Here is a 26,419-nt window from a genome sequence, read left to right as displayed (position 1 = left end):
CACCAACCCCCTAAAGTCGGCCGCCCGCCCATTTTGTTAAACCCCCCCCGGCCAACCCCCGGGGGCGGCCCGGCGGGTGGCCGGCGCGCCCCAATCTCCGGGGCCCGCGGCATGGGGATGACCGACAGGCAGCGCCTGTTCGACGTCGAATTTCCCCTGGCATTTCCCGTCATCCTCACCGGCATCCGCATCGTTCTGGTGCAGAATATCGGCCTTGCCACCATTGCGGCCCTTATCGGCGGCGGCGGCTTTGGCGTGTTCGTCTTCCAGGGCGTCGGCCAGACGGCGATGGATCTGGTGCTGCTCGGCGCGGTACCGACTGTGGCGCTCGCTTTCTGCGCCGCCATTGTGCTCGATGCGGTAATCGAGATGACCGCCACCAAGCGCAGGGTTGAAACGGCATGATCGAGATCGAAGGCATCACCAAGCGCTATGATACGACGACGGTGGTCGATGATGTCTCGATGGTCATAGAGCCGCGCACCATCGCAGTCATCGTCGGCACGTCTGGATCAGGCAAGACGACGCTGCTTCGGATGATCAACCGGCTGGTCGAGCCGACCGCCGGCATCATCAAGCTCGACGGTGCCGACAACCGCTCGTTGCCCGGTTACGAACTGCGCCGCAGCATCGGCTATGCCATCCAGGGCCACGGCCTGTTCCCGCATCGCACCGTAGCGCAGAACATCGCCACCGTGCCGGTGCTGCTCGGCTGGGACAAGGCCCGTATCAAGGCTCGCGTCGACGAATTGATGACGCTTTACCAGCTCGATCCCGAAGCGTTCGGGCCGCGCTATCCGCACGAACTCTCCGGCGGCCAGCAGCAGCGCGTCGGCGTTGCGCGCGCGCTTGCCGCCGAGCCCAACGTGCTGCTGATGGACGAGCCGTTCGGCGCGCTCGATCCGATCATCCGCACCAAGGCGCAGGAAGATCTGCTGGCGATCCAGAAGCGCTTCGGCACCACCATCATCCTTGTCACCCACGACATGGAAGAGGCCGTGCACATGGGCGACAAGATCGCGGTGATGGATGCCGGCAAGCTCGTGCAATATGCCAAGCCGGCCGAGATCCTGGCAAAGCCTGCCAGCGCCTTTGTCGAAACGCTGGTCGGCGCCAGCGAAAGGCCGTTCCGGCTGCTGTCGCTTGGAAGGGTGCGCGATGCGGTCGAGAAGGGTTCCGCCGAAGGCGAAGCAATCCCCGGCGATGCCAGCCAGCGCGACGCGCTGGCCGAGCTGTTGTGGTCGGGCCGGCCGGCACTGCCGGTGAAAGGCACGGACGGCAAGCCGATCGGCCGCGTCACCGTGGACGGGCTGGTCAAGCGCGCGGCGAGGCCGGCATGAAGGCCTGGCTGCCTTCGCTGCTCAGGCTTGTCCTAGTGGTGCTGCTCGTTGCCTTCGTCACCAGTCCCGGCTGGTTCGAACCGCTGCTGAAACCGCTGACCGAGAACAATGCGCCGGCGATCTACAATCAAGGCAGTCTGCTGACGCTGACATTGCTGCATCTCAGAACCGTTCTGGTCGCCACGATCGCGGCCACCATCGTCGCCGTGGCCCTGGCGATCCTGGTGACCAGGCCAGCCGGCGCCGAATTCCTGCCGCTGTCGCGCAGCCTGGTCAATATCGGCCAGACCTTTCCGCCGGTGGCGGTGCTGGCGCTCGCCGTGCCGGCTGTCGGTTTCGGCGAGAAGCCGACGCTGATCGCGCTGTTTCTCTATGGTCTGCTGCCGATTTTCGAGAACGCGCTGACCGGGCTGACGACGCTGCCCGCCAACGTGGTCGAGGCGGCGCGCGGCGCCGGCATGACAGGCTGGCAAAGGCTCACCAAGGTCGAACTGCCGCTCAGCGCGCCGATCATCCTCGGCGGTATCCGGCTCTCGGTGGTGATCAGCCTGGCCACCGCCACTATCGGCTCGACCGTGGCCGCCAGGACGCTGGGCGAGGTGATCATCGCCGGCCTGCTGTCCAACAACCTCGCCTTCATCCTGCAGGGCGGGCTGATCGTGGCAGCCCTTGCCGTGCTGATCTATGACGGCCTGTCGGCGGTCGAACGCTATGCCGCGCGACGCATGGGCAGGGAGGCGGAGTAGCCTTCGACCTGGGATATCCCAGGTCGCGTTTAGTGCCGATGTCCGAAAGCCCGGCGTGAAGCCCGTTATGGTGCTTGGGTTCGCAAAGGGTTATTCCATGACCTGAGTACAAGTAGGTCTAATTGGGGAGCATTGGGATATGGGCTGGCTATCACGCCTTGGCTTCGGGCGCTCTGGCCAGGCAGGGTCGGCGCGTCCAGCCGGCTTTCCCATCGCCATACTGTCGTTCAACAGGCCCGACTATCTGCGCCAGGTGCTCGCCAGCCTTCGTCCGCAGGTCAACGAGCAGGATCGGATATTGCTGTTTCAGGACGGCGGCTGGAATCGGTGGAGCGGCCGCCAGAAAGGCAGTCCCGAGCTGATAGCACGATGCGTTTCGATCTTTCGGGGCATGATCCCTTGGGGAGATGTGGTCGAGGCACCGGAAAACCTCGGCATAGCGCTGAATTACGAACGCGCCGAGCGTCATCTGTTCGAGGATGTCCAGGCGGAAAAGGCACTGTTTCTTGAGGACGACCTGGTCCTTTCTGGCAACTACCTTGGCGTCATCGGCCAACTCCTCGATATCGCCGAGTGCGACCAGCGCATCGCCTATGTCTCTGCCTATGGTGACTTCTGGGCCAGCCGGCGGGATCAGCGACACCGGGCAGGCGATCTCATCCCAATGCACGAGAACTGGGGCGCCGCGCTCACCCGCCGCGCATGGCTGGCCGAGCGGCCGTTCCGCAAGCAATATCTCGAACTCCTAGGCGACTGCGACTACTCCCGACGGAACCACAAGGCGATAGATGCCTTCTACGCCGCACGCGGCTGGCACAAAGTAGTCAGCAGCCAGGACGCAGCGCGCTGGATAGGTTGCCTTGAACGCGGCGAAGTACGCGTCACGACATTCGCCTGCCATGCCCGCTACATCGGTAAATGTGGCGAGCACTCCACGCCCAAGCTCTTCAAAGCATCGAGATTCAGCAAGACAGCGATGTTCACAGGCATTCCATGTGATCTGACTAGGCCGACTGATGAGCAGGTCGCACGGTGGTTGACCGCAGAGCGTCTGCGCTTTCGGGGCGGAGACAAGCCCTTCAACGACGGCGCACGTCCGGCTCAAGTCTAATTCAATCGGTTTGCACGAAAGCAATGCGGCGAAAGCCGGGCAAAAACCGAACAATATCTTGACGTTCGCAGCCCTGTTTCGCATACACCGCTACGAAGAGGTGGATTCCGCGCGCGGATCCGGTCTTTGTCTCAACGGCCCAGGGAGGGGTTCTTTTGGGCCATCAATCGAGGAAAATCCGGCAATGACAATTATTTCCGCCGTCATCGCCTGCGGCCTGCTTTCTGTCCTTTACGCCATCTGGGCGACACGTTCGGTCCTCGCGGCCGATCAGGGCAATGCACGCATGCAGGAAATCTCCGCCGCCATCCGCGAAGGGGCGCAAGCCTATCTGGCGCGTCAGTACACCACCATCGCCATCGTCGGCGTGGTTGTGCTCGTGCTCGCCTGGTGGCTGCTTTCGATCACCGCCGCGGTCGGCTTCCTGATCGGCGCCGTGCTGTCGGGCGCCGCCGGCTTCATCGGCATGCATGTCTCGGTGCGAGCCAATGTGCGCACCGCGCAGGCTGCTTCCAACAGCCTCGCCGCCGGTCTCGACATCGCCTTCAAGTCGGGCGCCATCACCGGCATGCTGGTGGCGGGCCTGGCGCTGCTTGGCGTCTCGATCTATTACCTCATCCTGACCCACTTCCTGGGCCTTCAGCCCGATGACCGCATCGTCATCGATTCGCTCGTCGCGCTTGGCTTCGGCGCTTCGCTGATCTCGATCTTCGCCCGTCTTGGCGGCGGCATCTTCACCAAGGGTGCCGATGTCGGCGGCGACCTGGTCGGCAAGGTCGAAGCCGGTATTCCCGAGGACGATCCGCGCAACCCGGCCACCATCGCCGATAATGTCGGCGATAATGTCGGCGACTGCGCCGGTATGGCCGCCGACCTGTTCGAAACCTATGCGGTCACCGTCGTCGCCACCATGGTGCTGGGCGCCATCTTCTTCGGCGGCACCGCCGTCCTCGGTGCGGCGATGCTCTATCCCCTCGCCATCTGCGGCGCCTGCATCCTGACCTCGATCGTCGGCACCTTCTTCGTCAAGCTCGGTTCCAACGGCTCGATCATGGGCGCGCTTTACAAAGGCCTGATCGTCACCGGCCTGTTGTCGATCGTCGGCCTCGGCGTGGCCACGTCGGCGACGCTCGGCTGGGGCGAGGTCGGCACCGTCGCTGGCATGATCGTCACCGGCAAGAACCTGTTCATCTGCGGCCTCATCGGCCTGCTGGTGACTGGCTTGATTGTGGTGATCACCGAATACTACACCGGCACCAACAAACGCCCGGTCAACTCGATCGCCCAGGCGTCGGTCACCGGGCACGGCACCAACGTCATCCAGGGCCTCGCGGTCTCGCTGGAATCGACGGCGCTGCCGGCCATCGTCATCGTCGGAGGCATCATTTCGACCTATCAGCTCGCCGGCCTTTACGGCACGGCGATCGCCGTCACCACCATGCTCGGCCTTGCCGGCATGATCGTCGCGCTCGACGCCTTCGGTCCGGTCACCGACAATGCCGGCGGCATTGCCGAGATGGCCGGCCTGCCCAAGGAAGTGCGTCACTCCACCGACGCGCTCGACGCGGTCGGCAACACCACCAAGGCGGTAACCAAGGGCTATGCCATCGGCTCGGCCGGGCTCGGCGCGCTGGTGCTGTTTGCGGCATACTCGAACGACCTGAAGTTCTTTGCCGCCAATGGCGACAAATATCCCTACTTCCAGGGCATGGGCGAGGTCTCCTTCGACCTCTCCAATCCTTACGTGGTCGCCGGCCTGATCTTCGGCGGCCTCATCCCTTACCTGTTCGGCGGCATCGCCATGACGGCCGTCGGCCGCGCCGCCGGCGCCATCGTCGAGGAGGTGCGCAAGCAGTTCCGCGACGATCCCGGCATCATGGCCGGCACCTCCAAGCCGAACTATGCCCGCGCGGTCGACCTGCTGACCAAGGCGGCGATCCGGGAAATGATCATCCCGTCGCTGCTGCCGGTGCTGGCGCCGCTCGTCGTCTATTTCGGCGTGCTGTTGATCTCGGGCTCGAAGGCATCCGCCTTTGCGGCTCTCGGTGCGTCCCTGCTCGGCGTCATCGTCAACGGCCTGTTCGTCGCCATCTCGATGACCTCGGGCGGCGGCGCCTGGGACAATGCGAAAAAATCGTTCGAGGACGGTTTCGTCGACAAGGACGGGGTCAAGCACATGAAGGGCTCCGAGGCGCACAAGGCCTCGGTGACCGGCGACACGGTCGGCGATCCCTACAAGGACACGGCCGGCCCGGCCGTCAATCCGGCGATCAAGATCACCAACATCGTCGCGCTCCTGCTGCTGGCCGTGCTCGCGCACGGCTGATCAAGGCACGCGCTCGAAAACAAAACCTGCGGGAGCGATCCCGCGGGTTTTTGTTGCAGAAGATTTGATCCGACAACGGCCTTCTTTGCCGGTCTAATGGAACCAGTCCACGCAGTTGTCATCTGCAAGCAACGGCGGCAGTTTCCGGCCGGTTTCTTGCCGTGAGCGAAGGGCCGGGAAACAAAAACCCGCAGGATCTCTCCCACGGGTTTTTGGTCGCCTGAGATATTGCTGCTCCCCCGCAGGGAAGCAAGGTCTGATGATCAGGGAGTGCCGCCGCCGGGGATGCCGGGCGCCAGCTTGCTGGCGCCGTTGATGATCTGGCTGAGGAAGTTCTGGTCCTTGCCGCCGGTCGGCGTGGTGCGCGAGATGAAATCGAACATCTTGCCGTCCTTCAGGCCATATTTGGCGATCTGGGTGACGCGACTGTCGGGCCCGAAATAGACAGCCAGCACCTTCTGGTCGATGAGCCTCGGCTTGTCGAAGGCGACATAGCGCTTGCGCGTCTGCGAGATGTAATAAAACGCCTCATTGTCGAATGTGGCCGTGGTGGAGGGGGTGCCCAGAGCCAGAAGCACCTGCTCGCGGCTCGAACCGACGGGCACCGAATCGACAGCCTGCTGGTCGATGACATACCCTTGCGTCAGCGTCTCGCTCGGACTGAGATCGCCGATCATCTTGTTGGTATGGCATGCCGAGAGCGCCGAAACGACGAGCAGCAGCGATATCGCGCCGACGGGCCTGGAAGCGAAGGTCGACTTGAAATTCAGCGCGCGCAACAACAATTCTCCATTATTCGCCGCAACTTGCGCTGGGCCGCAAAACCGGTAAACCAGCTTGCTTGCCGATGCAACAAGGCCAACTCAACAAAAGGTCCCCGGAGACCATCCCCATGTTTCAGCGCCTTTTTGGCCGCGAACGCCACGCCAACCGCGCCATCACCGACGCGCTTTACGCACAAATCGTGGCGGCGGCGCGGCAGACTGTTTTTTATTCCCACTGGAATGTGCCGGACACGCCGCTCGGCCGTTTCGAGATGCTCTCGTTGCATATGTTCTTGTTCCAGCATCGCTTGCGCCGTGAAAGCGGCGTGGCGCAGGAGGTTGCGCAGGTGCTGATCGACGAGTTCTTCCTCGACGTCGATCATTCGCTGCGTGAGTTGGGCATCGGCGACGTCGGCGTGCCCAAACGCATGAAAAAGCTGGCGAAGATGTTTTACGGCCGGACCGCCGCCTATGACGACGCGTTGGAAAGAAACGACGTTGACGGACTCACCGCGGCACTTGCCCGCAATGTCCGGCCCGATGCCGGCACCTGGCCGGAAGCATCGCAACTCGCCGACTATGTCGTCGATGCCCGCCGCCAATTGGCCGCGCAGCCGACCGAATCGATCGCGTCCGGAACCGCGGCATTTCCACTTCCCAGGGAGGCCGCCCGATGAAACATGCCGATCCGCAGAGTCCGGTATCCTTTTTCGCGAATGTTGCCCGCCTGCCGCAGAAAGGGCTGTCGGTGACGATCGAGGCCGACGCCGCGCAGCGCGCGGCGCTCGCCGGCGAGCACGGGCTGCTCTCGGTCGAAGCCTATCGCGCCGACCTGCTGGTGGTGCCCTGGAAGCGCAACGGCGTGAAGATCAGCGGCCGTGTCGAGGCCGACGTCATCCAGGCCTGCATCGTTACGCTCGATCCCGTCGAGGCGCATATCGACGAGTCGGTCGAGGCGCTGTTGCTGCCCGAGGACTCCAAGCTTGGACGACAGGGATTCGAAGGCGGCGGCGAAATCCTGCTCGACGCGGACGGACCGGACAGTCCCGAGACATTTTCCGGCGACACCGTCGATGTCGGGGCGCTCGCCGAACAGTTTTTCGGACTGGCGATCGATCCCTATCCGCGCAAATCGGGCGCGTCGCTGGATGCCGGCGGCGAGACCGAACCGGCGGAGAATGAATTTCAGCAAAAACTGCGATCCTTGCTGGGAAAATCCTGAAAACCTCGGCCGCGACGGAAAAGTCGGTTGTGCGACAGCCCAAAACCGCTATTTTCGCCGAACCTTTGCGATCGCTAAAGCGACCTGCCGCCTAACCGTGAGATGAATACCGCGTGATCAGGATTTCCATCGATGCCATGGGTGGCGATCACGGACCAGCCGTGGTCATTCCGGCTCTCGTGACAGTCGCGACTCGCCGGCCCGACATCCGCTTCGTCATCTATGGGCGTGAAGAGTTGGTGCGTCCTGAACTGGCCAAGTTTCCCAAGCTGGCCGAAGTCAGCGACTTCTTTCACTGTGAGGTGGCGGTCCGGATGGACGACAAGCCGAGCCAGGCGCTGCGCCATGGCCGCTGGAAGTCGTCGATGTGGAAGGCGGTCGAAGCGGTCAAGTCGGGCGCGGCGGACGCCTGCATCTCCGCCGGCAACACCGGCGCCTTGATGGCGATGTCGAAATTCTGCCTGCGCACCATGGCGACCATAGATCGTCCGGCGATCGCGGCACTGTGGCCGACACTGCGCGGCGAAACCGTGGTGCTGGACGTTGGCGCCACCATTGGCGCCGATGCCCACCAGCTTATCGATTTTGCCATTCTCGGCACGGGCATGGCGCGCTCGGTCTTCGGCGTCGCGCGGCCCAGTGTCGGCCTGCTCAATGTCGGCGTCGAGGAGATCAAGGGTCAGGAAGAGGTCAAGGAGGCCGGGCGCATGTTGCGCGAGGCCAACATGGCCTCGATGAACTATCACGGCTTCGTCGAGGGCGACGACATCGGCAAGGGCGTCGTCGACGTCGTCGTCACCGAGGGTTTTGCCGGCAACATCGCGCTGAAGACGGCGGAAGGCACGGTTCGCCAGATCGGCGGCTACCTGCGCGCGGCGATGAGCCGGACATTGATGGCCAGGATCGGCTATATCTTTGCCAAGGGCGCCTTCGATCGCCTGCGCGAAAAGATGGATGTCGGCCGCTCCAACGGCGGCGTTTTCCTGGGGCTGAACGGCATTGTGGTGAAGAGCCATGGCGGCGCTGATTCGGACGGGTTCGCCGCCGCTATCGAACTCGGCTACGATATGGTGCGCAACAATCTGCTCGACCGCATCGAGGCCGACCTGGACCTGTTTCATGCGCGCAATCCGCACGCCCTGACATCTAGGAAATCCGACGTCGTCAGCGACGCAAAGGAATAGGAAAGAACTTTGATCAGATCAGTCGTGCGCGGCACGGGCGCCGCGCTGCCCCGCCGCATCATGAAGAATGCCGATTTCGAAGGCATGGTCGAAACCTCGGACGAGTGGATCGCCCAGCGCACCGGCATCCGCCAGCGCCATATTGCTGGCGACGACGAGACGACGGCTTCCCTGGGTGAGGCCGCGGCCCGCGCCGCCCTTGCCAATGCGGGACTGACGCCGGACGATATCGATCTGATCGTGCTGGCGACGTCGACACCCAACAACACTTTTCCGGCTACCGCTGTCGAAATCCAGAACCGGCTTGGCATGCATCACGGCTTCGCCTTCGACATGCAGGCTGTGTGCTCGGGCTTCGTCTATGCCGTGACGACAGCCGATCTCTATATCCGCGGCGGTCTGGCCAAACGCGTGCTGGTGATCGGTTCGGAAACATTCTCGCGCATTCTCGACTGGAGCGACCGCTCGACCTGCGTGCTGTTCGGCGACGGCGCCGGCGCCCTGATCCTGGAAGCAGGCGAGGGGATCGGCGCGATCGCCGACCGGGGCGTTCTGGCGGCCAGCCTGCGCTCCGACGGTGCGCACAAGGACAAGCTTTTCGTTGATGGCGGGCCATCGACGACGGGAACGGTCGGCCAACTCCGGATGGAGGGCCGCGAAGTGTTCAAGCATGCGGTCGGAATGATCACCGACGTGATCGAGGCGACGTTCTCAACCGCCGGCATCACCGCCGAGGATCTTGACTGGTTCGTGCCGCATCAGGCCAATAAACGGATTATTGACGCTTCCGCCAAGAAGCTCGGGATAGCAGAGCAGAAAGTGGTGGTTACGGTCGATTTGCACGGTAACACCTCGGCTGCTTCCGTGCCGCTGGCGCTTTCGGTAGCCGTCGACGACGGCCGCATCAAGAAAGGCGATCTCGTGCTGCTGGAAGCGATGGGCGGCGGCTTCACCTGGGGCGCGGTTCTGGTTCGCTGGTAAGTGCCGAACTGTCCGGTTCGGTCCTTGACCTTGCCGGATCAATTACTTAGGCTCTGCCGTTGTTGTGTAGATTTTATGTTTGAGCTGATGGGACGGTCGCATGGGGGGAAAGACACTTACGCGCGCCGACCTTGCCGAGGCCGTTTACCGAAAGGTCGGTCTGTCACGCACTGAATCCGCCGAACTGGTCGAAGCGGTGCTGGACGAAATCTGCGAGGCGATCGTTCGCGGCGAGACGGTGAAACTGTCGTCTTTCGCGACATTCCACGTGCGCTCCAAGAATGAGCGCATCGGACGCAATCCCAAGACCGGTGAAGAGGTGCCGATCCTGCCGCGCCGGGTGATGACCTTCAAGTCGTCGAACGTGCTGAAGAACCGCATTTTGCGGTCTCACCAGAACAACAAGGCCAAGGGCAGCAAGTAGCAGCGCTCACTGTGCGGTTGAAAACCGTGCTTGTCATGACGCGGGGCTTGAATATTGCTTCACAAACCGCTGAAATAAGACGCGATTCGGCGGGGTAAGCCGGATCATCGTCCAGCGTGAGGATTTCGCCCATGGACAAGAGCCCTGACGCCTTCCGCACCATCAGCGAGGTCGCCGAAGACCTTGACCTGCCGCAGCATGTGCTGCGTTTCTGGGAAACGCGCTTCAACCAGATCAAGCCGATGAAGCGCGGCGGCGGCCGCCGTTATTACCGGCCGCAGGATGTCGAACTGATCAAGGGCATTCGCCACATGCTCTACGATCAGGGCTACACCATCAAGGGCGTGCAGAAACTGCTGCGCGAAAACGGCAATCATTTCCTGGTCGCCATCGGCAATGGTGACATGGCCGCCGTCGAGGCGATTTCACAGCGAAAGCAGGCCGATCAAGTGCCGCTCACGCCGGCGGCGCAGCCGCGCGGCATGGATGACGAGCTGGTCGGTCAGCCGCGGGTCAAGCCCAGCCGCCGCTTTTTCGGCCTGGGCAAGAGCGACGAGGAAGGTCCGGTTCCGCCGGACGCATCGAAACTCTCGCGCGACAATCGCGCGTTGCTGCAGGAGGCGCTGTTCGATCTCCTGGAATGCAAGCGCCTGCTCGATCAGGTGCGCTGACCGCAGCATATTGACGTCTCCAGAACCGGAACCCGCCTTCGGGTGAGGCGTTAGGTTTCCTTCTGTATGGAGGAAACGCACTATGGCGTCGTATTCTACTCTCCCGGAAATTGATCTGGAAAAGCAGGTCGCGACCCTCTCCAGGGACTTGGCGGCCTTGAAGAAGGCTATGTCGAGGCGCGGCGGTGCCTACTATGAAGACGGTCGCGATGCCGCGTTCGATGCATATTCCGATCTTGCGGGGCGCCTGCGGGATGCCATGCCGGTGATCCGCAAAAAAGGCAGGGTGATCGAGAAATCGGCACGGGATCATCCAGCGGTGGCTGCCGCGGTCGGCCTTGTGGTGGTTGGTCTGGTCGCCAGTCTGCTGTTCAGCCGGCGCTGAAGGACAACGTTTTAAAGCGCGTCACATCCACGTGCACCGCGTTCGCCGCCTGCGCGCTGACCAAACCGCCAGCGGCAGGCTGGAAATCTCTTGAAGCTCATTGCATGGATCCTTCCGGAAGAGTTGGCTCGAACCGGATGGTTCTCACGCCAGCGACGTCGGGCTAAGCAGGGCCGAAACCGCCTGGCAAAAGCGTGTCCGGTCGTTCAAACAACTTGACCGGAACGATGTGCCCGAGACGGCCGCGCATGACGTCTGGTTCACGATAGCGTGACGCCCCGTTTGGTGCTTGGCAAATCGCCGGCGAGCAGGCATCTTCCCGATCGTCTCAGGCAACACCTCATTTGATCAAACTCTTTTAGCCCACGGAGTTGCCAATGCCCCACAACGCAAAAAACGACGCCCTCTCCGAACCATTAGCCAGTGAGCTCGGGCCAGATTACAGCACCCTCAGAGCGATGCGGGAAACCCGCGGCTACAGCATGGAAGAGCTTTCGCTGACGTGCGGCCTTGCGGTCGACGAGATTGAGGACATCGAGAACGGCAGGGCCGCCGATCCGTCGAAGCTGCGTCGTATCGCGTCCGCGCTTCGGCTTCCCCAGGAGGCCCTCGTTGTTTCGGCGGTGCGTACACCCGCCGGCCAAGGTCGATCCCTGGCATAGATCAGCACCAAGCATGCCCGAAACCCGCCAAGCCACGCTTGGCGGGTTTCTTGTTGATGTCGCGGCGATCTGCCGCCGGCCGGGCTTGCCGATTCGTGAACGGGACGTGTTTATAGGCGCGGGCGCCTGCCATCATGTCTGGTCGCGTTTGTACCGGAGATTTCGATATGAGCCTGGAATCCGTTCGCGCCTTCTTCGCCGTCCACGCGCCCGATATCGAGGTCATCGTCACGGAAGCGAGTTCGGCGACAGTGGCGCTGGCGGCCGAGGCGCATGGCGTGCTCCCGGCGCAGATCGCCAAGACGATCTGCCTTCGCATCGGCGACCGTGCCATGCTGGTCGTGACCAGCGGCATCGCCAGGCTGGACAACCGCAAGTTCAAGGACCAGTTCGGCGGCAAGCCGCGCATGCTGGACGCCGCGGAAGTCGTCGAAGCAACGAGCCATCCGGTCGGCGGTGTCTGCCCATTCGGCCTGCCGGCGCCGCTGCCGGTCTACTGCGACGTCTCGCTGCGCGAATTCGATGAGGTCGTGCCCGCGGCAGGTGCCACCAACGCCGCCGTGCGGATCGCGCCGCAGCGCATGGTCGAGCTTACCGGGGCCGAATGGGTCGACGTTTGCCAGGGTTAAACAGGGCCGTGAACCAACGCTGCAATTTGACCTTTGGCTGACCTGGCCAAGGCGGACTTCGGGGGCAAGTCCTGCTTTGAAATGGTCGGAGTGGCCGGATTCGAACCGACGACCCCTTGACCCCCAGTCAAGTGCGCTACCGGGCTGCGCTACACTCCGGACCGCGGAAAGCCCTATATTCTCAACGGTTCCGGCGCAAGGGGCCAATCGGACAAAATCCTCGAAATTGGAGCAAAGCGGTCCGGTGGGCCTTTGGTGACCGAAAATCACACCGGAGGTCCAGGCTGTGTTCCAAGCGCGGGGAGTGGACTTGTTAGCTGCCTTGACGCGCCTGAAGCGCAAGGAATCAGGAATTCTGCCATGGCGCCGATATTCACCAGCGGCGGCGTCTCCAAGCCCGCGGACGAACGCGAACGGGGTCGAATATCTGCTTGCGTTCCCGGGCGAGGACCAGAGGACCGGTGTGCGCACCGATGCAGTGCTTCACGGAGGAAAAGAATCAAGCGTCCGCGCAATTCAGGGGCACCTCTTGCTTTTATAAAAGAATGGCCGCAAGGTATTTTTCATATCAGAAAGAAAACCGCCAGATTATTCTCTTTTGTGAAAGCCTCAACTTTTGCGGGAACACCTCGATCAGACCGACCGGCGACTGGTCAAATTGCTGTCGCAGGATGCGCAGCTTGGCGTCAATCGCCTTGCCGAGAAGATGGCGATCTCGGTGCCGACGGCGCGCATGCGGCTGCACAACCTGCTCGAGCGCAACCTGCTCAAGATCGTCGGGCTGCTGAACCTCACCGAGCGCCCTGAACTGATCTCGGCCATCGTCGGTATCAATGCGCAAGGGCGCGGTCGCGCTCGCGAACTTGCCCAGCGCATTTCCGAACTGCCGTTCGTCAACTCGGCCTCCGTCGTCACCGGGCGCTTCGACATCATCGTCGATGTGACCGTGGCCGGCGATGTCGCCGATCTCTACCGCATCACAAGCGAATTGATTCCTGGCGCGGGCATTCCAGGAGAAGTCGTGCGCAGCGAGACCTTCGTCGTCATGGCTTCCTGCAACAAATGGGTGAACCTGCCGGAAGGTTGCTGGTCGGAAGACATCGCGCGCAAGGAGCCGGCATGAAGATCGCGGTTCTTGGCGGCCTCGGCCTGCAAGGCCGGGCGGCGATCGCCGATCTTGTCGCCAGCGACGGCGTCGAAGAAGTCGTCTGCGTCGATACCGCCCCCGATGGAGCAGCCCGGCTTGGCGGCCTGACCGACCTGGCCCGCGTGCGCTTCGTCGTCCCTGAGGGCGCGATCGGCACGGCGATTGCCAATGCCCTGAAGGGTGTCGACGCCGTCATCGACCTGCTGCCGCAGCCGCTCATGCGGGAGGCGGTTCTGGCGGCGATCGCAACGCGCACGCCGCTGGTCACCACCAATTACGGTAAGGCCATCGCCGACCTCGCTCCCGCCGCTGAAGCGGCTGGTGTTTCGATCATGACCGAATGCGGGCTCGACCCCGGCATCGACCTTGTGCTCTACGCGCGCGCCGCAAGGCAGTTCGACAGCATTTCTTCGATCGATTCCTATTGCGGCGGCATTCCCGAACCGAAGGCGATGGCCAAGCCGCTGTGCTACAAGGTTAGCTGGAACTTCGACATGGTTCTGGTCAGCCAGAACCGCGACAGCGTGATGATCGAAGACGGGAAACGCGTCGCCGTGCCCGCCGCCCGCCAGCACAATAATCCTTTCATCCACGAGATCGACGTCGCCGGCCTCGGCAAGCTCGAAGCCTTCCCCAATGGCGATGCGCTGCATTACGTCGAGATGCTGGCTGCCGCCAAGGGGTTGCGGCGCTCCGGCCGCTATACGCTGCGCTGGCCGGGATGGTCGGCATTCTGGGCGCCGCTGAAGGAACTCGGCTTTCTGTCGGAAGACCATGTTGCCGGCACCACTGTCAGTCCGCGCGAATTCCTCGGCCGGCTGCTTGGGCCGCAACTGCAATATGGCCCCGGCGAAAAGGATCTCTGCGTGATGCGCAATGTCTTTTCCGGCCTCGAAGGCGGCCGCGGCAAGACGGTTACGTCGGACCTCATCATCGAACGCGACCTGACTTCGGGTCTGTTCGGCATGAGCCTCGGCGTCGGCTATCCCGCCAGCATTGTGGCGCGGATGCTCGCGCGGCGCGAAATCGCCAAAGCCGGCCTGCTCAATCCGCTGCTGCATGTGCCCGATGGCCGCTTTTTCGACGAGTTGGCCATGCGCGGCATCAAGGTTGCCGAAACGGTGACCTGGAACTGAGGAGACAGATTTTCGAACGGTGGCCGCCGGCAACGGCGCCACCGCTCAAAAAAGGAGCCCAAGGGAACCCGCGGGCAAAACAACAACGACAACAGGGAGGAATGCCAAAATGAAGATTGCCAGACTTTTCATCGCCGGACTTGCGCTTGCCGGACTCACCACTGCCGCCAGTGCCGGAACGCTCGACGACATCACCAAGCGCGGCGAATTGCGCGTCGCCGTGCAGACACAGGGCCCCCCCTTCTCGTTGGTCGGCGCCAATGGCGAGCGCACCGGCAGTTCGGTTGAACTTGCCGAACTGATGGCCAAGGAGATGGGCGTCAAGATCACCTTCCTCGACTTCGACTGGGACGGCCTGATCCCGGCGCTGTTGTCGGGCAAGGCCGACCTGCTGGTCGCCGACATGACGCCGACGCTGGCGCGCGGCATGAAGGTCGCCTTCACCAAACCTTACATGTATACGGGCAGCACTGTCTTCACCAAGGCCGACAGCAAGTTCAAAACCACCGAGGATTGCAAGGCCAAGGGCACCAAGATCGCCGTGCTGCTCGGCGCCACCGGCGAAAAGGAGGCCAAGACAGCCTTCGCCGATGCCGACATCAAGAGCTACAAGGGCGGCGGCCCGCTGCTGCTCGACGCTGTCAACAATGGCCAGGCCGATTGCGGCGTCAACGACGTCTCGGCGGTCAAAGGCCAGTCCACCGCCTATCCGGCCGGCACGTTCACCATCATGCCGGATCTGCTGTCGAAGGAACCGCTTGCCTTCGCCACCCGCTATGACGAGCCGGACCTGCTGGTCTGGATGAACCTGTTCCTCGACCAGGTCAGCATCGACGGCCGCCTGCAGAAGAACCTCGACTACTGGGTCAATTCCGACGCCTGGAAGAAAGATCACTGATTAGGCATTAGTGAGTAGTGAATTAGTGAGTAGTGAACAGGGAATTCCGGATCCGCCTGCCTACTCACTACTCACTACTCACTACTCACTATTCCCTACCCGCCATTCACGCCCATGCTTGAGAATTTCAGTTTCCGCACCATTGTCGAATATCTGCCTCTGTTCGGGCAGGGCCTGATCACGACCGTCTGGCTGTCGGCGCTCTCCTTTGTCGGCGCGCTTGCCGTCGGCATCGTGCTGTGCGCCATGAATTTGCAGCGCGCCTGGCTGTTTCGCACGCCGGCCAAGGCCTACATCGATGCCGTGCGCGCTACGCCCTTGCTGGCGCAGCTCTATTTCCTCTATTTCGGCCTGCCGCGGCTCGGCTTCGTGCTACCCGAACTGGTCGTCGGTATCCTCGCGCTGTCGCTGAACAGCGGCGCCTATATCGCTGAAATCATACGTGCCGGCATCCTGTCGATCCCGCGCGGCCAGGTCGAGGCGAGCGTCGCTTCGGGCATGACCTACGTCCAGCGCATGCGCCTTGTCGTCCTGCCGCAAGCGTTCAAGGTGACGATCCCGCCGCTGCTCGGACAGGCGATCGTGCTGGTCAAGGATTCGGCACTGCTGTCGCTGATCTCGGTCGCCGAACTGACGCGCGCCGGCCAATTGCTCGCCTCCGACCGCTTCATGCCGGCGGAAGGGTTTCTCACCATCGCTGCCTTCTATTTGCTGCTCTACTACGGCCTCAAGGGATTGGCTCTCCTGTCCAGCCGCTGGCTCGGCTCGGCGGGGGCGCGGACATGATCTGGCAGCAATTGCAAAGCCTCGCCGGCAGCTATCCGCTAGCCTTGCGCGGCCTCGGCATGACGGTGGTGCTGTCGCTCATCAGCCTGGTGCTGGGCACCTTGCTCGGCTTCGGCCTCGGCATTCTGCGGACCGGCGGCAACAAGCTGATCGGCAGCATGATCGGCGCCTGGGTCGACCTGATCCGCGGCACGCCGTTTCTGGTGCAGATATTCCTGATCTTCTTCATCCTGCCGGAACTGGGCATCGAACTCGACGCCTTCACCGCCGGTATCATCGCGCTGACCAATCTGGCTGCCTGCTTCATCTGCGAGATCGTCGCCGCCGGCATTCGCTCCGTGCCATCAGGCCAGGTCGAGGCAGCGCTGGCGTCCGGCCTGTCGCGCTGGCAGCGGATGCGCCAGGTGGTGCTGCCGCAGGCGATGCGCATCGTGCTGCCGCCGCTGGTCGGCCAGTATGTGCTGCTGATCAAGGATTCCTCGGTGGTCTCGGCCATCGGGCTCACCGATCTCACTCGTGTCGGCTGGTTGGTGGTGCAGCGTGTGCCGAACGGCCTGCTGGTCTTCTTCCTGGTCGGCCTCGGCTATTTCGTCGTCTGTTATCCGCTGATCATGCTTGCCCGCCGGCTGGAGCGCCGCATGGGTGCGGCCCATGGCGAGGTGCAACTATGAAGTCATCTCTCGAACCCAAAGGTCGCACCGGCATGATCGAGTTTCGCGGCGTCAACAAATGGTTCGGCGCGCTGAATGTGCTGAAGGACATCACCCTCAGCGTCGAGCGGCGCGAAGTGGTCGTCGTCTGCGGCCCAAGCGGTTCGGGCAAGAGCACCTTGATCCGCTGCATCAACGGGCTGGAGACGATCAAGGACGGCGATCTGGTGGTCGACGGCCAGCGCCTCGGCGACCCTGCCACCAACATGACGGGGCTGCGCACTGAGATCGGCTTCGTCTTCCAGTCGTTCAACCTCTATCCGCACAAGACAGCGCTCGAGAACGTCACTCTGGCGCCGATCCATGTGCGCAAGATCCCGCGCGCCGAGGCCGAGAAGGCCGGGCGCGAGTTGCTGGCCAAGGTCGGCCTTGCCGACAAGGTCAATGCCTATCCCTCGCAGCTTTCGGGCGGCCAGCAGCAGCGCGTGGCGATCGCGCGCTGCCTCGGCATGCGCCCCAAGATCATGCTGTTCGACGAGCCGACCTCGGCGCTCGATCCCGAGATGATCTCGGAAGTGCTCGACGTCATGGTCGCGGTCGCCGAGGAAGGCATGACCATGATGGTGGTGACCCACGAAATGGGCTTTGCCCGCAAGGTCGCCCAGCGCGTGGTGTTCATGGATGCCGGCGCCATCGTCGAGAGTGGCACGCCCGACGAGTTCTTTTCCCACCCGAAGACCGATCGCAGCCGCGCCTTCCTGAGCAAGATCCTGCGGCATTAGATCGAAACGCGAGCATCTGGCCGCCGGCGTTCGCCTCGTCCATCGCAACGAGCAAAGTGAGCCAGAAGCAGCCCTGCTTTCGGTCTCCGAGACGAGTGCTGTCCGCGCTGTTATGCAAAGGCGGAAACGTCAGACGGTTGTGGCTAAGGCCGATCGCAACTGCCGTTGATGGCTATATTCCAGCGCTATGGCACCCCAGATCAAACCGAGCAGCAGATAGACATGGCGCCAGTGATCGATGTCGATGAAGGTGCCGAGCCCGACATTGCCGACGAAGGCGACATAGGCGCACAAGAGATAAGGCTGCCATGGCCGGTCGCGTAGCAGGATGCGGAATCCGGCCGATACCGTCCAGACGACGAGCGTCAGGAACGACACGAAGCCGAGCCAGCCGTAATCCATCAGCATTTTCAGCCAGATGTCGTGCGTGTCCTCGCCGAAAGTCTTGCCGAAGACCAGCGGCCCGATGCCGAACGGATGCTCCATCGCCATCTGGAAACCGATCGCGTAGCGGGCGAAGCGGCCGAGGCGGGCGGTGTCGTAGCTCTGTTCAAGATGGGCGCGGCTGGAGAACATCTCCGCCACCCCAGGCAGTTGCAGGATGACGATGATGGCGATGGCCAGCAGTGACAGCGCGGCGACGGTCATGATCACCACGCGCAGCCGGAACATGCCGCTGGCGCTCTGCAGGAACAGGCATCCGGTGAGCAGGATCGCCGAAACGGCGAACATGCCCCAGGCGCCGCGCGAGAAGGAAAAGAAGATGCCGGATGTGATGATCAGCAGCGGCACCGCCAGCAGCGGCATGCGCGAGACCGGACCTGTCAGGAGCAAATAGAGCAGATAGATGCCGGGCAGTACCAGAAAGGGACCGAACACGTTCGGGTCCTGGAAGGCGCCGGCGGCGCGGTCGTATTTGGTGAACATTTCGGCGCCGGGAAAGGCATGGAAGTAGCCCGCTATGCCGAGCAGCGAGGTCGTCACGGCCGAGACGACATAGGCAATGAAGATCAACCGGTAGAGGCTTGGCTGCGTTGCGGTGACGGACGCGAAGAACACTGCGCTGAAGGCGAGAAACAGCGATACTGAGAGATAAAGCGGAGTGAAAGCGAGATCCGCCATCTGCGTCATGGAGATCATGCCGCCGATGTTCATCGTCACCAGCAGCACCAGCAGCGGCGCCGCCGCACGTGAAATCCGCAAGCCGAAAAGCGCCCAGATGGCGATGAGCCCGGCCATGTAGATTTCATAGGGCGCCGGCTCGCTGATGACGAAGCCGGACAGCAGGATGCCAAGCCCGACCGCCCCGGAAGTGACCAACGCGATCAGCTTGGCGTTGACCGCCGCGCGCGGCACCTCATGGACCATTGCGCTCAATAGGCGTTTTCCGTGTTGAGCAGCCGGACCGGCGTCAGGAACAGGATCCGCAAGTCGAACAGCAGCGACCAGTTCTCGATGTAATAGAGGTCGTATTCCGTCCGCATGCGGATCTTCTCGTTGGTGTCCATCTCGCCGCGCCAGCCGTTGATCTGCGCCCAGCCGGTGACGCCGGGCTTGACCTTGTGGCGGGCGAAATAGCCGTCGACCACCTCGTTGTAGAGGAGGTTGTGCGATTGCGCGGCGATCGCGTGCGGGCGTGGACCGACCAGCGACAGCGAACCCAGCAGCGAGTTGAAGAACTGCGGCAGTTCGTCGATCGAGGTCTTGCGGATGAAGCGGCCGACGCGGGTGACGCGCGGGTCGTTCTTGGTCACCGTCTGCTTGGCGGTCGGGTCAGACCTGTCGGCATACATCGAGCGGAACTTGTAGACCTCGATCACCTCGTTGTTGAAGCCGTGCCGCTTCTGGCGAAACAGCACCGGACCCTTGCTGTCGAGCTTGATGGCGATTGCCGTGGCGAGCATCACGGGTGAGAACACGACGATGCCGATGACGCTGAAGACGATGTCGAAGGCGCGCTTGGCGACCGAATCCCAGTCGTTGATCGGCTTGTCGAAAATGTCGAGCATCGGCACCGCGCCGATGTAGGAATAGGCACGCGGGCGGAACTGCAGTGCGTTCGAATGCGCCGACAGCCGGATATCGACCGGCAGTACCCAAAGCTTTTTCAACAGCTGCAGCACGCGCGATTCCGCAGTCAGCGGCAGCGACACGATCAGCATGTCGATGCGAGCGATGCGGGCGAACTCGATCAGTTCGGAAATCGTGCCGAGCTTGGGGTAGCCGGCGACAATGGGCGGCGAGCGCTTGTCGCTGCGGTCATCGAAGATGCCGCAGATTCGGATGTCGTTGTAGGGCTGCTTCTCCACGGAGCGGATCAGGACTTCCGCCGCCTTGCCGCCTCCCACGATGACGGCGCGCCGTTCCATGCGGCCGTCGCGCGCCCAGCGCCGGATCAGCTTCGACATCACCAGCCTGAGGCCAAAGAGGAGAACGAAGCCGACGACGAACCAGGTGCCGAACAGCAGGCGTGAATAGTCCTCGGACATCTTCATGGCGAAGGCGGTCAACGCCATCAGCGCGAAGGTACCGGCCCAGACCAGCAGGATGCGGCCGAAATTGGCGATCGGCCGCATAAGGGAGACGACCTGAAAACAGTCCGAGACATCAAGCAGTATCACCGCCAGGAACGACGCGGCGGCGATCGTCAGCGGATATTGCCAGGCCAGATAGTTGAAGAACCCGACAAAATGGAAATAGACGGCAAGGCCGGACAGGAACAGCAAGCCGAACTCGACCATGCGCAGGACGCCGCTCACCATGATCGGCGACATCGTATCGCGCCGATACTGCGACGCGACCTGGCGGGCGATATCGTTCATGCCGCCGGGCGCGTCGCCTCCGGCCGGGCCGTCGAATTTACGCACCGCCTCTGCTGAAAAGCGGTGCGCGGGATCGATCTCGTTCATGGGGCTTTCCGCAGGCTTCGCTGCGGTGAATAGCAAAAGAGAGCTAAGAAACCCTTGAAACAACAGGTGGCTTTGGATCGGCCTGGGGCTTGGATCTACCTGTCGAGCGCGGCGAAGTAGGCCTTCTCGATCTCCGCGGCCATCACGTCGGCGCCAAAACGCGCCTCAAGGCTGGCGGCATCGGGCATGAGTTTGCGATAGGCGGCAGGATCGGCCAGCGCCTGGCTCATCTTGTCGGTGAGTTCGGCCGGGTCGGGCCGGATCAGGGCAGGGGAGCCGGCGCCGAAAATCTCGGGTATGCCGCCGACGGAAGTGGCGATCATCGGCTTTCCCGCGGCAAGCGTCTCCAGGACGATATAGGGCATGGCCTCGGCGCGCGAGGGAACGACGACGAGCCCTGCCAGCGCGAAGGCTTCCCTGGCAGGCATTGGCGGCAGAAAGCGGACGTGGCCCTCGAGGCCAAGGCGCTTTACCTGCCCGTGGTAGCGCGGCAGGTCGTCGCCGTCGCCGACCATCACCGCGGTCAGCGCGCGACCGAGCCGGGGGCCGGCGGCAGCCAGGGCGTCGATGAATATGTCGGGCCCTTTCAGGTCGCGCATCATGCCGATGTAGAGCAGGTCGGCCGCCTCGGGTCCCATGGTCACCGGCTCGAACTCGGCGGCGCGCAGGCCGTTATAGACCAGCGCATTGGGGACGGGCGGCTCGCCCACCTTCCGGCGATATGTGCCCCGCTCATAGTCGGAGACGAACAGCAGGCAATCGGTGAAACGGGCCATGAAGCGCTCGAGGGCGAAGAACAGTTTTCCGGTTGCCGTGCTTTCGTCATAGTGAAGGGAGCCGCCATGCGGCGAATAAAGGCGGGCTACGCGAGACCTTGATACCCGCAACAGTGAGCCGAACAAACGGGCATAGGCGCCACCCTTGGCGCCATGCCCGTGCAACACGTCCGGCCGCAATTCCTTGATGATCCTGTAGGTACGCCACGCCGACGCCGCGTCACCCGGCCCGACATGACGCTGCATCGGCGTACGATGGATGCCGAGCGACAGCACGTCCTTCATCCGTTCGAACAGGCGCTCCTCGAATTCGCCACCGGTGGTCGAATCGCACACGATGCCGACCGAATGTCCGGCGGCGACCTGCGCCTCGGTCAGGTCGCGCACATGCCGGAAGATTCCTCCGACGGGTGAACGAAAGCAGTGGACGATCCTGAGCTTGTCCGCCACGTGGTATCAGTCAGAACAGGCGTTCGCGGACGTACACCGTATCTCCGGGCAGCAGCGGGTCGGAGGTGACCACGCGGCCGGTCATCACCTTGCCGTTGATGTCGCGGGTGATGTCGACGCTTTCCTGGTTGGCGCGCGGCGTGAAGCCGCCGGCTATGGCGATGGCCTTCTGCACCGTCAGGCCCGGGACGTAGGAATATTGGCCGGCAGCGCCCACTTCGCCCATGACGAAGATCGGCCGGTAGCGGTCGATCTCTACCGAAACGTCGGGATCGCGCAAATACCCTTGCCGCAGTTTGTCGGCGATCTGTTTTTCCATCTGCTGCGCGGTGTGGCCGCGCGCCGGTATGGAGCCGACGAGCGGGAACGAGAGATAACCGGACTGGTCGACACTGTAGGTGTTGGTCAGTCCGTCCTGCTCGAACACGGTGACGCGGACACGGTCGCCGGCGCCGAGGCGGTAGGGCTGGTCGAGCACCTCGTGGAAAGCCGCCGGCGTCGGCCGGTAGCTTGAACAGCCGGCGAGCATCGATACGGCAAGCAGCGCGCGAAATAGGGAAGCAGTGCTCTTCATGACCGGATACGTACCTTCGGCTGGCCGCTGCTGCGTCGCGGCAAACATCTGAGATCGAGGTCCGTTATCATCCTGTTAGGGTTAATGGCCGGTAAAGGCGGCGGCTGATACGGCCAGAACCGGCGATGGTTTTACGATTTCGATTTGCTTATTTGTCGCCCGCCAGTAAAGCCTAACGGACTCTTACCGTGATCTTAACCGCTGAGTTACCATAGTTGTTTACGGTGCATCCTGACCCAGTTTCGGAGTAGGGATGCATGTCCGTTCAGTCCGCGGCCGCCGACGTCGACATCGATCTCAGGCAGCTCTTCGCCAGCCTGGCGAGGAACTTCCTGCGCATCCTCGTCGTCTCGTTGATCGTCACCGGCGTGGCATTCGCGCTGGCTTGGCTTGCCACGCCGCACTACAAGGCCGAGACGAGGCTGCTGATCGAAACCCGCGAATCTGTCTTCACGCGCCCCGACGGCACCAATGACAACGACAAGCCGATCCTCGACGAGGAAGGCGTGACCAGCCAAGTCGAGGTCATCTCCTCCACCGACATTCTCAAGCAGGTGGCGCAGAAGCTCAGCCTGTCGAAATTGGCCGAATTCGACGAGACGCAGAATATGTCGGCGCTGAGCCGGCTGCTCGTCATCGCGGGCCTGAAGAGCGATCCAAGCGAGATTCCACCGGAAGAGCGCGTACTGAAGAAGATGCGCGAGAAGCTCAACGTCTATCGTGTTGAAAAGTCTCGCGTCATCGTCATCGAGTTCTCATCCGAGAACCCCAGGCTCGCGGCCGACATCCCCAACGCCATCGCCGAGACCTATATCTCCGTCCAGGGCGACGCCAAGCTCGAATCGAATTCGGCGGCGACCGATTGGCTGGCTCCCGAAATCGCCGACCTGTCTCAGCGGGTCAAGGATGCCGAGGCCAAGGTCGCCGACTACCGCTCGCAGTCCGACCTCTTGATGGGCGGCAACAATTCGGTGCTGGCCACCCAGCAGCTTTCGGAACTCTCGAGCGAACTGTCGAAGGTGCGCGCCAATCGCGCCGCCGCGGAAGCAACCGCCGACAGCGTGCGCAAGGCGTTGCAGAATGGCGGCTCTTTGGATTCGGTTCCTGAGGTGTTGTCGTCGGACCTGATCCAGCGCCTGCGCGAACGGCAGGTCGAGCTCAGGGCCAATATTGCCGATCTTTCCACCACCTTGCTCGACAATCACCCGCGCATCCGGGCACTGAGATCGCAACTTGCCGATCTCGACGGCCAGATCCGCAACGAAGCGGAAAAGTTGATGAAAGGGTTGATGACGCAGGCGCAGACGGCGCAGGCGCGCGAGAATCAGCTGGTCGCGGACGTCAACACGCTCAAGGCCGCTTCGGCGCACGCTGGCGAGCAGCAGGTCGAACTCGATGCGCTACAGCGCGAAGCGACCGCCCAGCGCCAGCTGCTCGAATCCTATCTGACACGCTTCCGCGAAGCTTCGTCGCGCAAGGACCGCAACTACCTGCCGGTCGATGCCCGTGTGTTTTCGCGGGCCGTCGTCCCCTCCGAACCATATTTTCCGAAGATACTGCCGATCGTCGGTGCCGCCTTTGTCGCTTCGCTGCTTTTGATGGCGGTGGCGACGCTGCTGCGGGAGCTGTTTTCTGGCCGCGCCATGCGCCCGGCCACCGGTGCTCGCTTTGAGCCCATCGACGAGGTGGCGATGCCCGCGGCGGCCCGACAGGAGCCGGCGGTCGCCGATGAGTTCTATGATCGTGCCACCGAGGAGGCGCGAACTCCAATGATTGCGGAGCCGGACATTGCCGCTCGGCCGCAGCCTGTCGCCGGGCCCCCCGCCGAGCCAGAGTCCATTGACGAACCCGCGCCTGTCGCCGAGTCGGAACCAGAGCCTGTCGCTGTGGCCCGTCCGCCGCGCTCGGTGCTGGGCGAGATCGACGTCGAGAACGCTGCGGAAAAGCTGATCGCCAGCGGAGCCTCGCGCGCGATATTCGTTTCGCCAGAAGGCGACGAGGCCGCGGCGTCGGCGATCCTGGTGGCACGCGAGGTTTCCGATGCCGGCCTGCGCGTCCTGCTGCTCGACCTCACCGCCTCGGGCGCCGCTTCGCGGCCGATGCTGGACAGCGGTCTGTTCCCCGGCATCACCAATCTGCTCGCCTCGCAGGCGCAGTTCAGCGACGTGATCCATGCCGATCTCTATTCCGACTGCCATGTCATTCCCGTCGGCACCGCCGATCCCGTCCGCGCCATGCGCGCCGCCGACCGGCTGCCGATCATCATGCAATCGCTGACCACCGCCTATGATCTGGTCGTGGTCGAGTGCGGGCCAGCGGACGCGCAAGGCATCAGCCGTCTGGGTGGCGATGCCACCGAGGTGTTCCTCTCCATGCTGGAACCGGACGATGAGGTGACGCAGGCCGCGGTCAAGCTGATCGAAAGCGGCTATCCCGACCTGACATTGGTGACGCCGGTCGGCCACCAACCGCCGGGAACCCCGGTGCCGGGACGGCGCTCCGCTGCCTGAGATCTATCGACTGGGCGAATTCCCGAAAACCTCAGGTCCCCAGCCGGGTTAGCCCTGATCCTCGCCCGTGGGCGTGGTCTGCCCGGCCGTCCTGCGGCGCAGCATTTTGGTCAGCTTCCAGATCGTCGGGCTGTTCTTGACGAAGGCTTTCAGCCGCCCCCCTTGGCGAAGCGTCAGCGCCAGTGCGCGGCCCTTCGGCGTCAGCGGGACCAGCACCTCGAAATGCTGCGTTTCGATATCGCACCACAATCGCTTGTAGGACTCGTCGCCGACGGAGAAATCATAGACGGCGAAACCGGTTTCGCAGGCTTCCTGGATATTGTCGAAGAACAGGAAATCGCCCGGGCTGGTGTGAGCGAGATCGTCCTCGGCGATCGCCCCGAACTCGCAGATCAGGCGCTTGCCGGAACGGCTTGACCCGGTGATGGCACGCAGCTTGCCGGCAACCTCCAGTCCGTGCAGGACGAAAGAGGGCCTGTCCTCGGCAAGCGCCTGCGTGAACAGCGCCCGGAAGAAGGCACGCGTCTGATCGTCGCCGAAGACGTTGGCGATGCCCATCTTGCGGAAACGGAATTCCTTCATCTCGAAAAAGGCATCGAGCAGCCTGTTCACCTCGTCGGGGGTAGCGGCTTCGATGCGCCGATAGCTGCCGACGGCCTCGAACTTTCGGATCTGCGAACGGTGTTTCTTGCGCTTGCGCTTGCCGCTGGCGCGGGAGAGCAGCGCGTCGAAGCCGCCCGCCAGATCGACGGCCAGCGACAGATTGGGGCTGGAAAAATGCGGAAAAGATGCCAGCGGATTGGCAACGCCTTCGAGGTCGGGCAGCAATCTTTCGAGCGCGACGAGATCGATGTCGGGACGGGCTCTGGCAATGGCTGCCGGCATCGTTCGAATGGCCGCGATATCAGCTCCGGCCAGCCATTGCGGATCGGCGGCGACGAAATTGCCATTGGCGTGGCGGTCGCCCATGAAGCGGGCGACCCGGAACGGACCGCGACGGACAACCTCCAGCGCCAGCGCGAAAACCGGCCGGCCTTCGAGTCTGAGCGTCGCCACGAGCGCGTCCGGCTTGATCTGTGCGGCCCAGTTCTGGATCCATGCGGCGCTCTGTGCCGGCGCGTGGAGCGCCGAGCGACAGAAACCTGCATAGGCCGCGAGGCCTTCTGCGGCCGCGACGGACACCGTCGATCCCGCCGCATCCTTCGTCAGGGCACGTGGCGAAGCTTCCGTTGCGGCGACACGATTGCCGTCAAATGGCGCCGTGGCGTCAACCATACCTCAATCCTTAAGGCTTATTCATCCCCATTTTGGGGGTTCGCTTTGGCGTATTCCGTGCTTGGATCAGCCTAGGCGCAA

At 63.0% G+C, this 26,419-nt stretch carries 26 protein-coding genes, 1 tRNA gene and 1 pseudogene; 21 read left to right on the top strand and 7 right to left on the bottom strand.

Annotated elements, in window-relative coordinates; translation table 11 throughout:
- Positions 1-66: 66 nt before the first annotated feature.
- From NKJ26_RS06990 to NKJ26_RS06970, 5 genes and pseudogenes are all read left to right on the top strand, one after another.
- Positions 67-405 (top strand): annotated as a pseudogene (locus NKJ26_RS06990) (ABC transporter permease subunit); the annotation flags it as partial.
- The gene (locus tag NKJ26_RS06985) at positions 402-1,340 is read left to right on the top strand and encodes an ABC transporter ATP-binding protein (RefSeq protein ID WP_352694702.1); all 939 of its coding nucleotides are present in this window, start codon (positions 402-404) and stop codon (positions 1,338-1,340) included. The pseudogene NKJ26_RS06990 and the gene NKJ26_RS06985, both read left to right, overlap by 4 nt.
- Positions 1,337-2,086 (top strand): ABC transporter permease, encoded by a 750-nt coding sequence (locus tag NKJ26_RS06980; RefSeq protein ID WP_352694701.1) that lies wholly within the window; start codon positions 1,337-1,339, stop codon positions 2,084-2,086. Before NKJ26_RS06985 ends, NKJ26_RS06980 begins: the two co-directional genes overlap by 4 nt.
- 139 nt (positions 2,087-2,225) lie before the next feature.
- The gene (locus NKJ26_RS06975; RefSeq protein WP_352694700.1) at positions 2,226-3,197 is read left to right on the top strand and encodes a glycosyltransferase family 2 protein; all 972 of its coding nucleotides are present in this window, start codon (positions 2,226-2,228) and stop codon (positions 3,195-3,197) included.
- Positions 3,198-3,381: 184 nt separating this feature from the next.
- Positions 3,382-5,523 (top strand): sodium-translocating pyrophosphatase, encoded by a 2,142-nt coding sequence (locus tag NKJ26_RS06970; RefSeq protein ID WP_352694699.1) that lies wholly within the window; start codon positions 3,382-3,384, stop codon positions 5,521-5,523.
- A gap of 263 nt (positions 5,524-5,786) precedes the next feature.
- On the opposite strand, the gene NKJ26_RS06965 is transcribed toward NKJ26_RS06970, so the two are convergent.
- A complete protein-coding gene (locus tag NKJ26_RS06965) occupies positions 5,787-6,302 on the bottom strand; it encodes an outer membrane protein assembly factor BamE (protein WP_352602534.1) in 516 nt (171 codons plus the stop codon).
- Between the two features lie 113 nt (positions 6,303-6,415).
- On the opposite strand from NKJ26_RS06965, the gene NKJ26_RS06960 reads away from it, so the two are divergent.
- The 9 genes from NKJ26_RS06960 to NKJ26_RS06920 all read left to right on the top strand — a co-directional run bounded on the left by NKJ26_RS06960 (position 6,416) and on the right by NKJ26_RS06920 (position 12,445).
- Complete coding sequence (locus NKJ26_RS06960; RefSeq protein ID WP_352694698.1) at positions 6,416-6,964, top strand: ubiquinol-cytochrome C chaperone family protein; 549 nt, start codon at positions 6,416-6,418, stop codon at positions 6,962-6,964.
- The gene (locus tag NKJ26_RS06955) at positions 6,961-7,509 is read left to right on the top strand and encodes a DUF177 domain-containing protein (RefSeq protein ID WP_352694697.1); all 549 of its coding nucleotides are present in this window, start codon (positions 6,961-6,963) and stop codon (positions 7,507-7,509) included. The genes NKJ26_RS06960 and NKJ26_RS06955 overlap by 4 nt, the downstream gene beginning before the upstream one ends.
- Positions 7,510-7,622: 113 nt before the next feature.
- Positions 7,623-8,693, top strand: a complete 1,071-nt coding sequence (gene plsX, locus NKJ26_RS06950) for a phosphate acyltransferase PlsX (protein WP_352602528.1) — start codon at positions 7,623-7,625, stop codon at positions 8,691-8,693.
- Positions 8,694-8,702: 9 nt separating this feature from the next.
- Positions 8,703-9,674, top strand: coding sequence for a beta-ketoacyl-ACP synthase III (locus NKJ26_RS06945; protein WP_352694696.1), 972 nt, complete (start codon positions 8,703-8,705; stop codon positions 9,672-9,674).
- 100 nt (positions 9,675-9,774) lie between these two features.
- On the top strand, positions 9,775-10,098 hold the full coding sequence (locus tag NKJ26_RS06940; RefSeq protein WP_027028027.1) for an integration host factor subunit alpha: 324 nt from the start codon (positions 9,775-9,777) through the stop codon (positions 10,096-10,098).
- Positions 10,099-10,229: 131 nt separating this feature from the next.
- Positions 10,230-10,769: a MerR family transcriptional regulator gene (locus tag NKJ26_RS06935; protein WP_027028028.1), complete on the top strand. Its 540-nt coding sequence runs from the start codon at positions 10,230-10,232 to the stop codon at positions 10,767-10,769.
- An 82-nt stretch (positions 10,770-10,851) separates the two neighbouring features.
- Positions 10,852-11,154, top strand: coding sequence for a hypothetical protein (locus NKJ26_RS06930; RefSeq protein ID WP_027028029.1), 303 nt, complete (start codon positions 10,852-10,854; stop codon positions 11,152-11,154).
- A 377-nt stretch (positions 11,155-11,531) separates the two neighbouring features.
- Positions 11,532-11,816 (top strand): helix-turn-helix domain-containing protein, encoded by a 285-nt coding sequence (locus tag NKJ26_RS06925; protein ID WP_352694695.1) that lies wholly within the window; start codon positions 11,532-11,534, stop codon positions 11,814-11,816.
- A 167-nt stretch (positions 11,817-11,983) separates the two neighbouring features.
- Positions 11,984-12,445 carry a YbaK/EbsC family protein gene (locus NKJ26_RS06920; protein ID WP_352694694.1) on the top strand — a complete coding sequence of 154 codons (462 nt, stop codon included), beginning with the start codon at positions 11,984-11,986 and terminating at the stop codon, positions 12,443-12,445.
- An 82-nt stretch (positions 12,446-12,527) separates the two neighbouring features.
- On the opposite strand, the gene NKJ26_RS06915 is transcribed toward NKJ26_RS06920, so the two are convergent.
- Positions 12,528-12,604 (bottom strand) — tRNA-Pro (locus tag NKJ26_RS06915).
- Positions 12,605-13,061: 457 nt separating this feature from the next.
- Here NKJ26_RS06915 and NKJ26_RS06910 point away from each other — a divergent pair.
- The 6 genes from NKJ26_RS06910 to NKJ26_RS06885 all read left to right on the top strand — a co-directional run bounded on the left by NKJ26_RS06910 (position 13,062) and on the right by NKJ26_RS06885 (position 17,844).
- A complete protein-coding gene (locus tag NKJ26_RS06910; protein WP_352602519.1) occupies positions 13,062-13,568 on the top strand; it encodes an Lrp/AsnC family transcriptional regulator in 507 nt (168 codons plus the stop codon).
- Positions 13,565-14,728 carry a saccharopine dehydrogenase family protein gene (locus NKJ26_RS06905; RefSeq protein WP_352694692.1) on the top strand — a complete coding sequence of 388 codons (1,164 nt, stop codon included), beginning with the start codon at positions 13,565-13,567 and terminating at the stop codon, positions 14,726-14,728. The genes NKJ26_RS06910 and NKJ26_RS06905 overlap by 4 nt, the downstream gene beginning before the upstream one ends.
- 109 nt (positions 14,729-14,837) lie before the next feature.
- Positions 14,838-15,626, top strand: a complete 789-nt coding sequence (locus tag NKJ26_RS06900) for an ABC transporter substrate-binding protein (protein ID WP_352602515.1) — start codon at positions 14,838-14,840, stop codon at positions 15,624-15,626.
- A gap of 114 nt (positions 15,627-15,740) precedes the next feature.
- Positions 15,741-16,412, top strand: a complete 672-nt coding sequence (locus NKJ26_RS06895) for an amino acid ABC transporter permease (RefSeq protein ID WP_352694690.1) — start codon at positions 15,741-15,743, stop codon at positions 16,410-16,412.
- On the top strand, positions 16,409-17,083 hold the full coding sequence (locus NKJ26_RS06890; protein WP_352602511.1) for an amino acid ABC transporter permease: 675 nt from the start codon (positions 16,409-16,411) through the stop codon (positions 17,081-17,083). Before NKJ26_RS06895 ends, NKJ26_RS06890 begins: the two co-directional genes overlap by 4 nt.
- A 32-nt stretch (positions 17,084-17,115) precedes the next feature.
- Positions 17,116-17,844, top strand: a complete 729-nt coding sequence (locus NKJ26_RS06885; protein ID WP_352694712.1) for an amino acid ABC transporter ATP-binding protein — start codon at positions 17,116-17,118, stop codon at positions 17,842-17,844.
- Between the two features lie 129 nt (positions 17,845-17,973).
- Here NKJ26_RS06885 and NKJ26_RS06880 read toward each other — a convergent pair whose 3' ends face one another.
- The 4 genes from NKJ26_RS06880 to NKJ26_RS06865 form a co-directional block, all read right to left on the bottom strand.
- Positions 17,974-19,221 (bottom strand): O-antigen ligase family protein, encoded by a 1,248-nt coding sequence (locus NKJ26_RS06880; RefSeq protein WP_352694687.1) that lies wholly within the window; start codon positions 19,219-19,221, stop codon positions 17,974-17,976.
- Positions 19,218-20,753: an undecaprenyl-phosphate glucose phosphotransferase gene (locus NKJ26_RS06875; RefSeq protein WP_352694685.1), complete on the bottom strand. Its 1,536-nt coding sequence runs from the start codon at positions 20,751-20,753 to the stop codon at positions 19,218-19,220. The genes NKJ26_RS06880 and NKJ26_RS06875 overlap by 4 nt, the downstream gene beginning before the upstream one ends.
- Before the next feature lie 95 nt (positions 20,754-20,848).
- A complete protein-coding gene (locus tag NKJ26_RS06870) occupies positions 20,849-21,979 on the bottom strand; it encodes a glycosyltransferase family 4 protein (protein WP_352694683.1) in 1,131 nt (376 codons plus the stop codon).
- Between the two features lie 10 nt (positions 21,980-21,989).
- On the bottom strand, positions 21,990-22,553 hold the full coding sequence (locus NKJ26_RS06865) for a polysaccharide biosynthesis/export family protein (RefSeq protein ID WP_352602503.1): 564 nt from the start codon (positions 22,551-22,553) through the stop codon (positions 21,990-21,992).
- Positions 22,554-22,810: 257 nt separating this feature from the next.
- Here NKJ26_RS06865 and NKJ26_RS06860 point away from each other — a divergent pair, with 257 nt between their 5' ends.
- Positions 22,811-25,063: a GumC family protein gene (locus NKJ26_RS06860; protein ID WP_352694681.1), complete on the top strand. Its 2,253-nt coding sequence runs from the start codon at positions 22,811-22,813 to the stop codon at positions 25,061-25,063.
- A gap of 48 nt (positions 25,064-25,111) precedes the next feature.
- Here the strand turns inward: NKJ26_RS06860 and NKJ26_RS06855 are convergent, their stop codons facing one another.
- Positions 25,112-26,338: a GNAT family N-acetyltransferase gene (locus tag NKJ26_RS06855; RefSeq protein WP_352694679.1), complete on the bottom strand. Its 1,227-nt coding sequence runs from the start codon at positions 26,336-26,338 to the stop codon at positions 25,112-25,114.
- Between the last annotated feature and the right edge of the window lie 81 nt (positions 26,339-26,419).

This window comes from Mesorhizobium sp. M0152, assembly GCF_040322415.1.
Taxonomy (GTDB): domain Bacteria; phylum Pseudomonadota; class Alphaproteobacteria; order Rhizobiales; family Rhizobiaceae; genus Mesorhizobium.
This window is presented reverse-complemented; position numbering and strand designations above follow the sequence as displayed.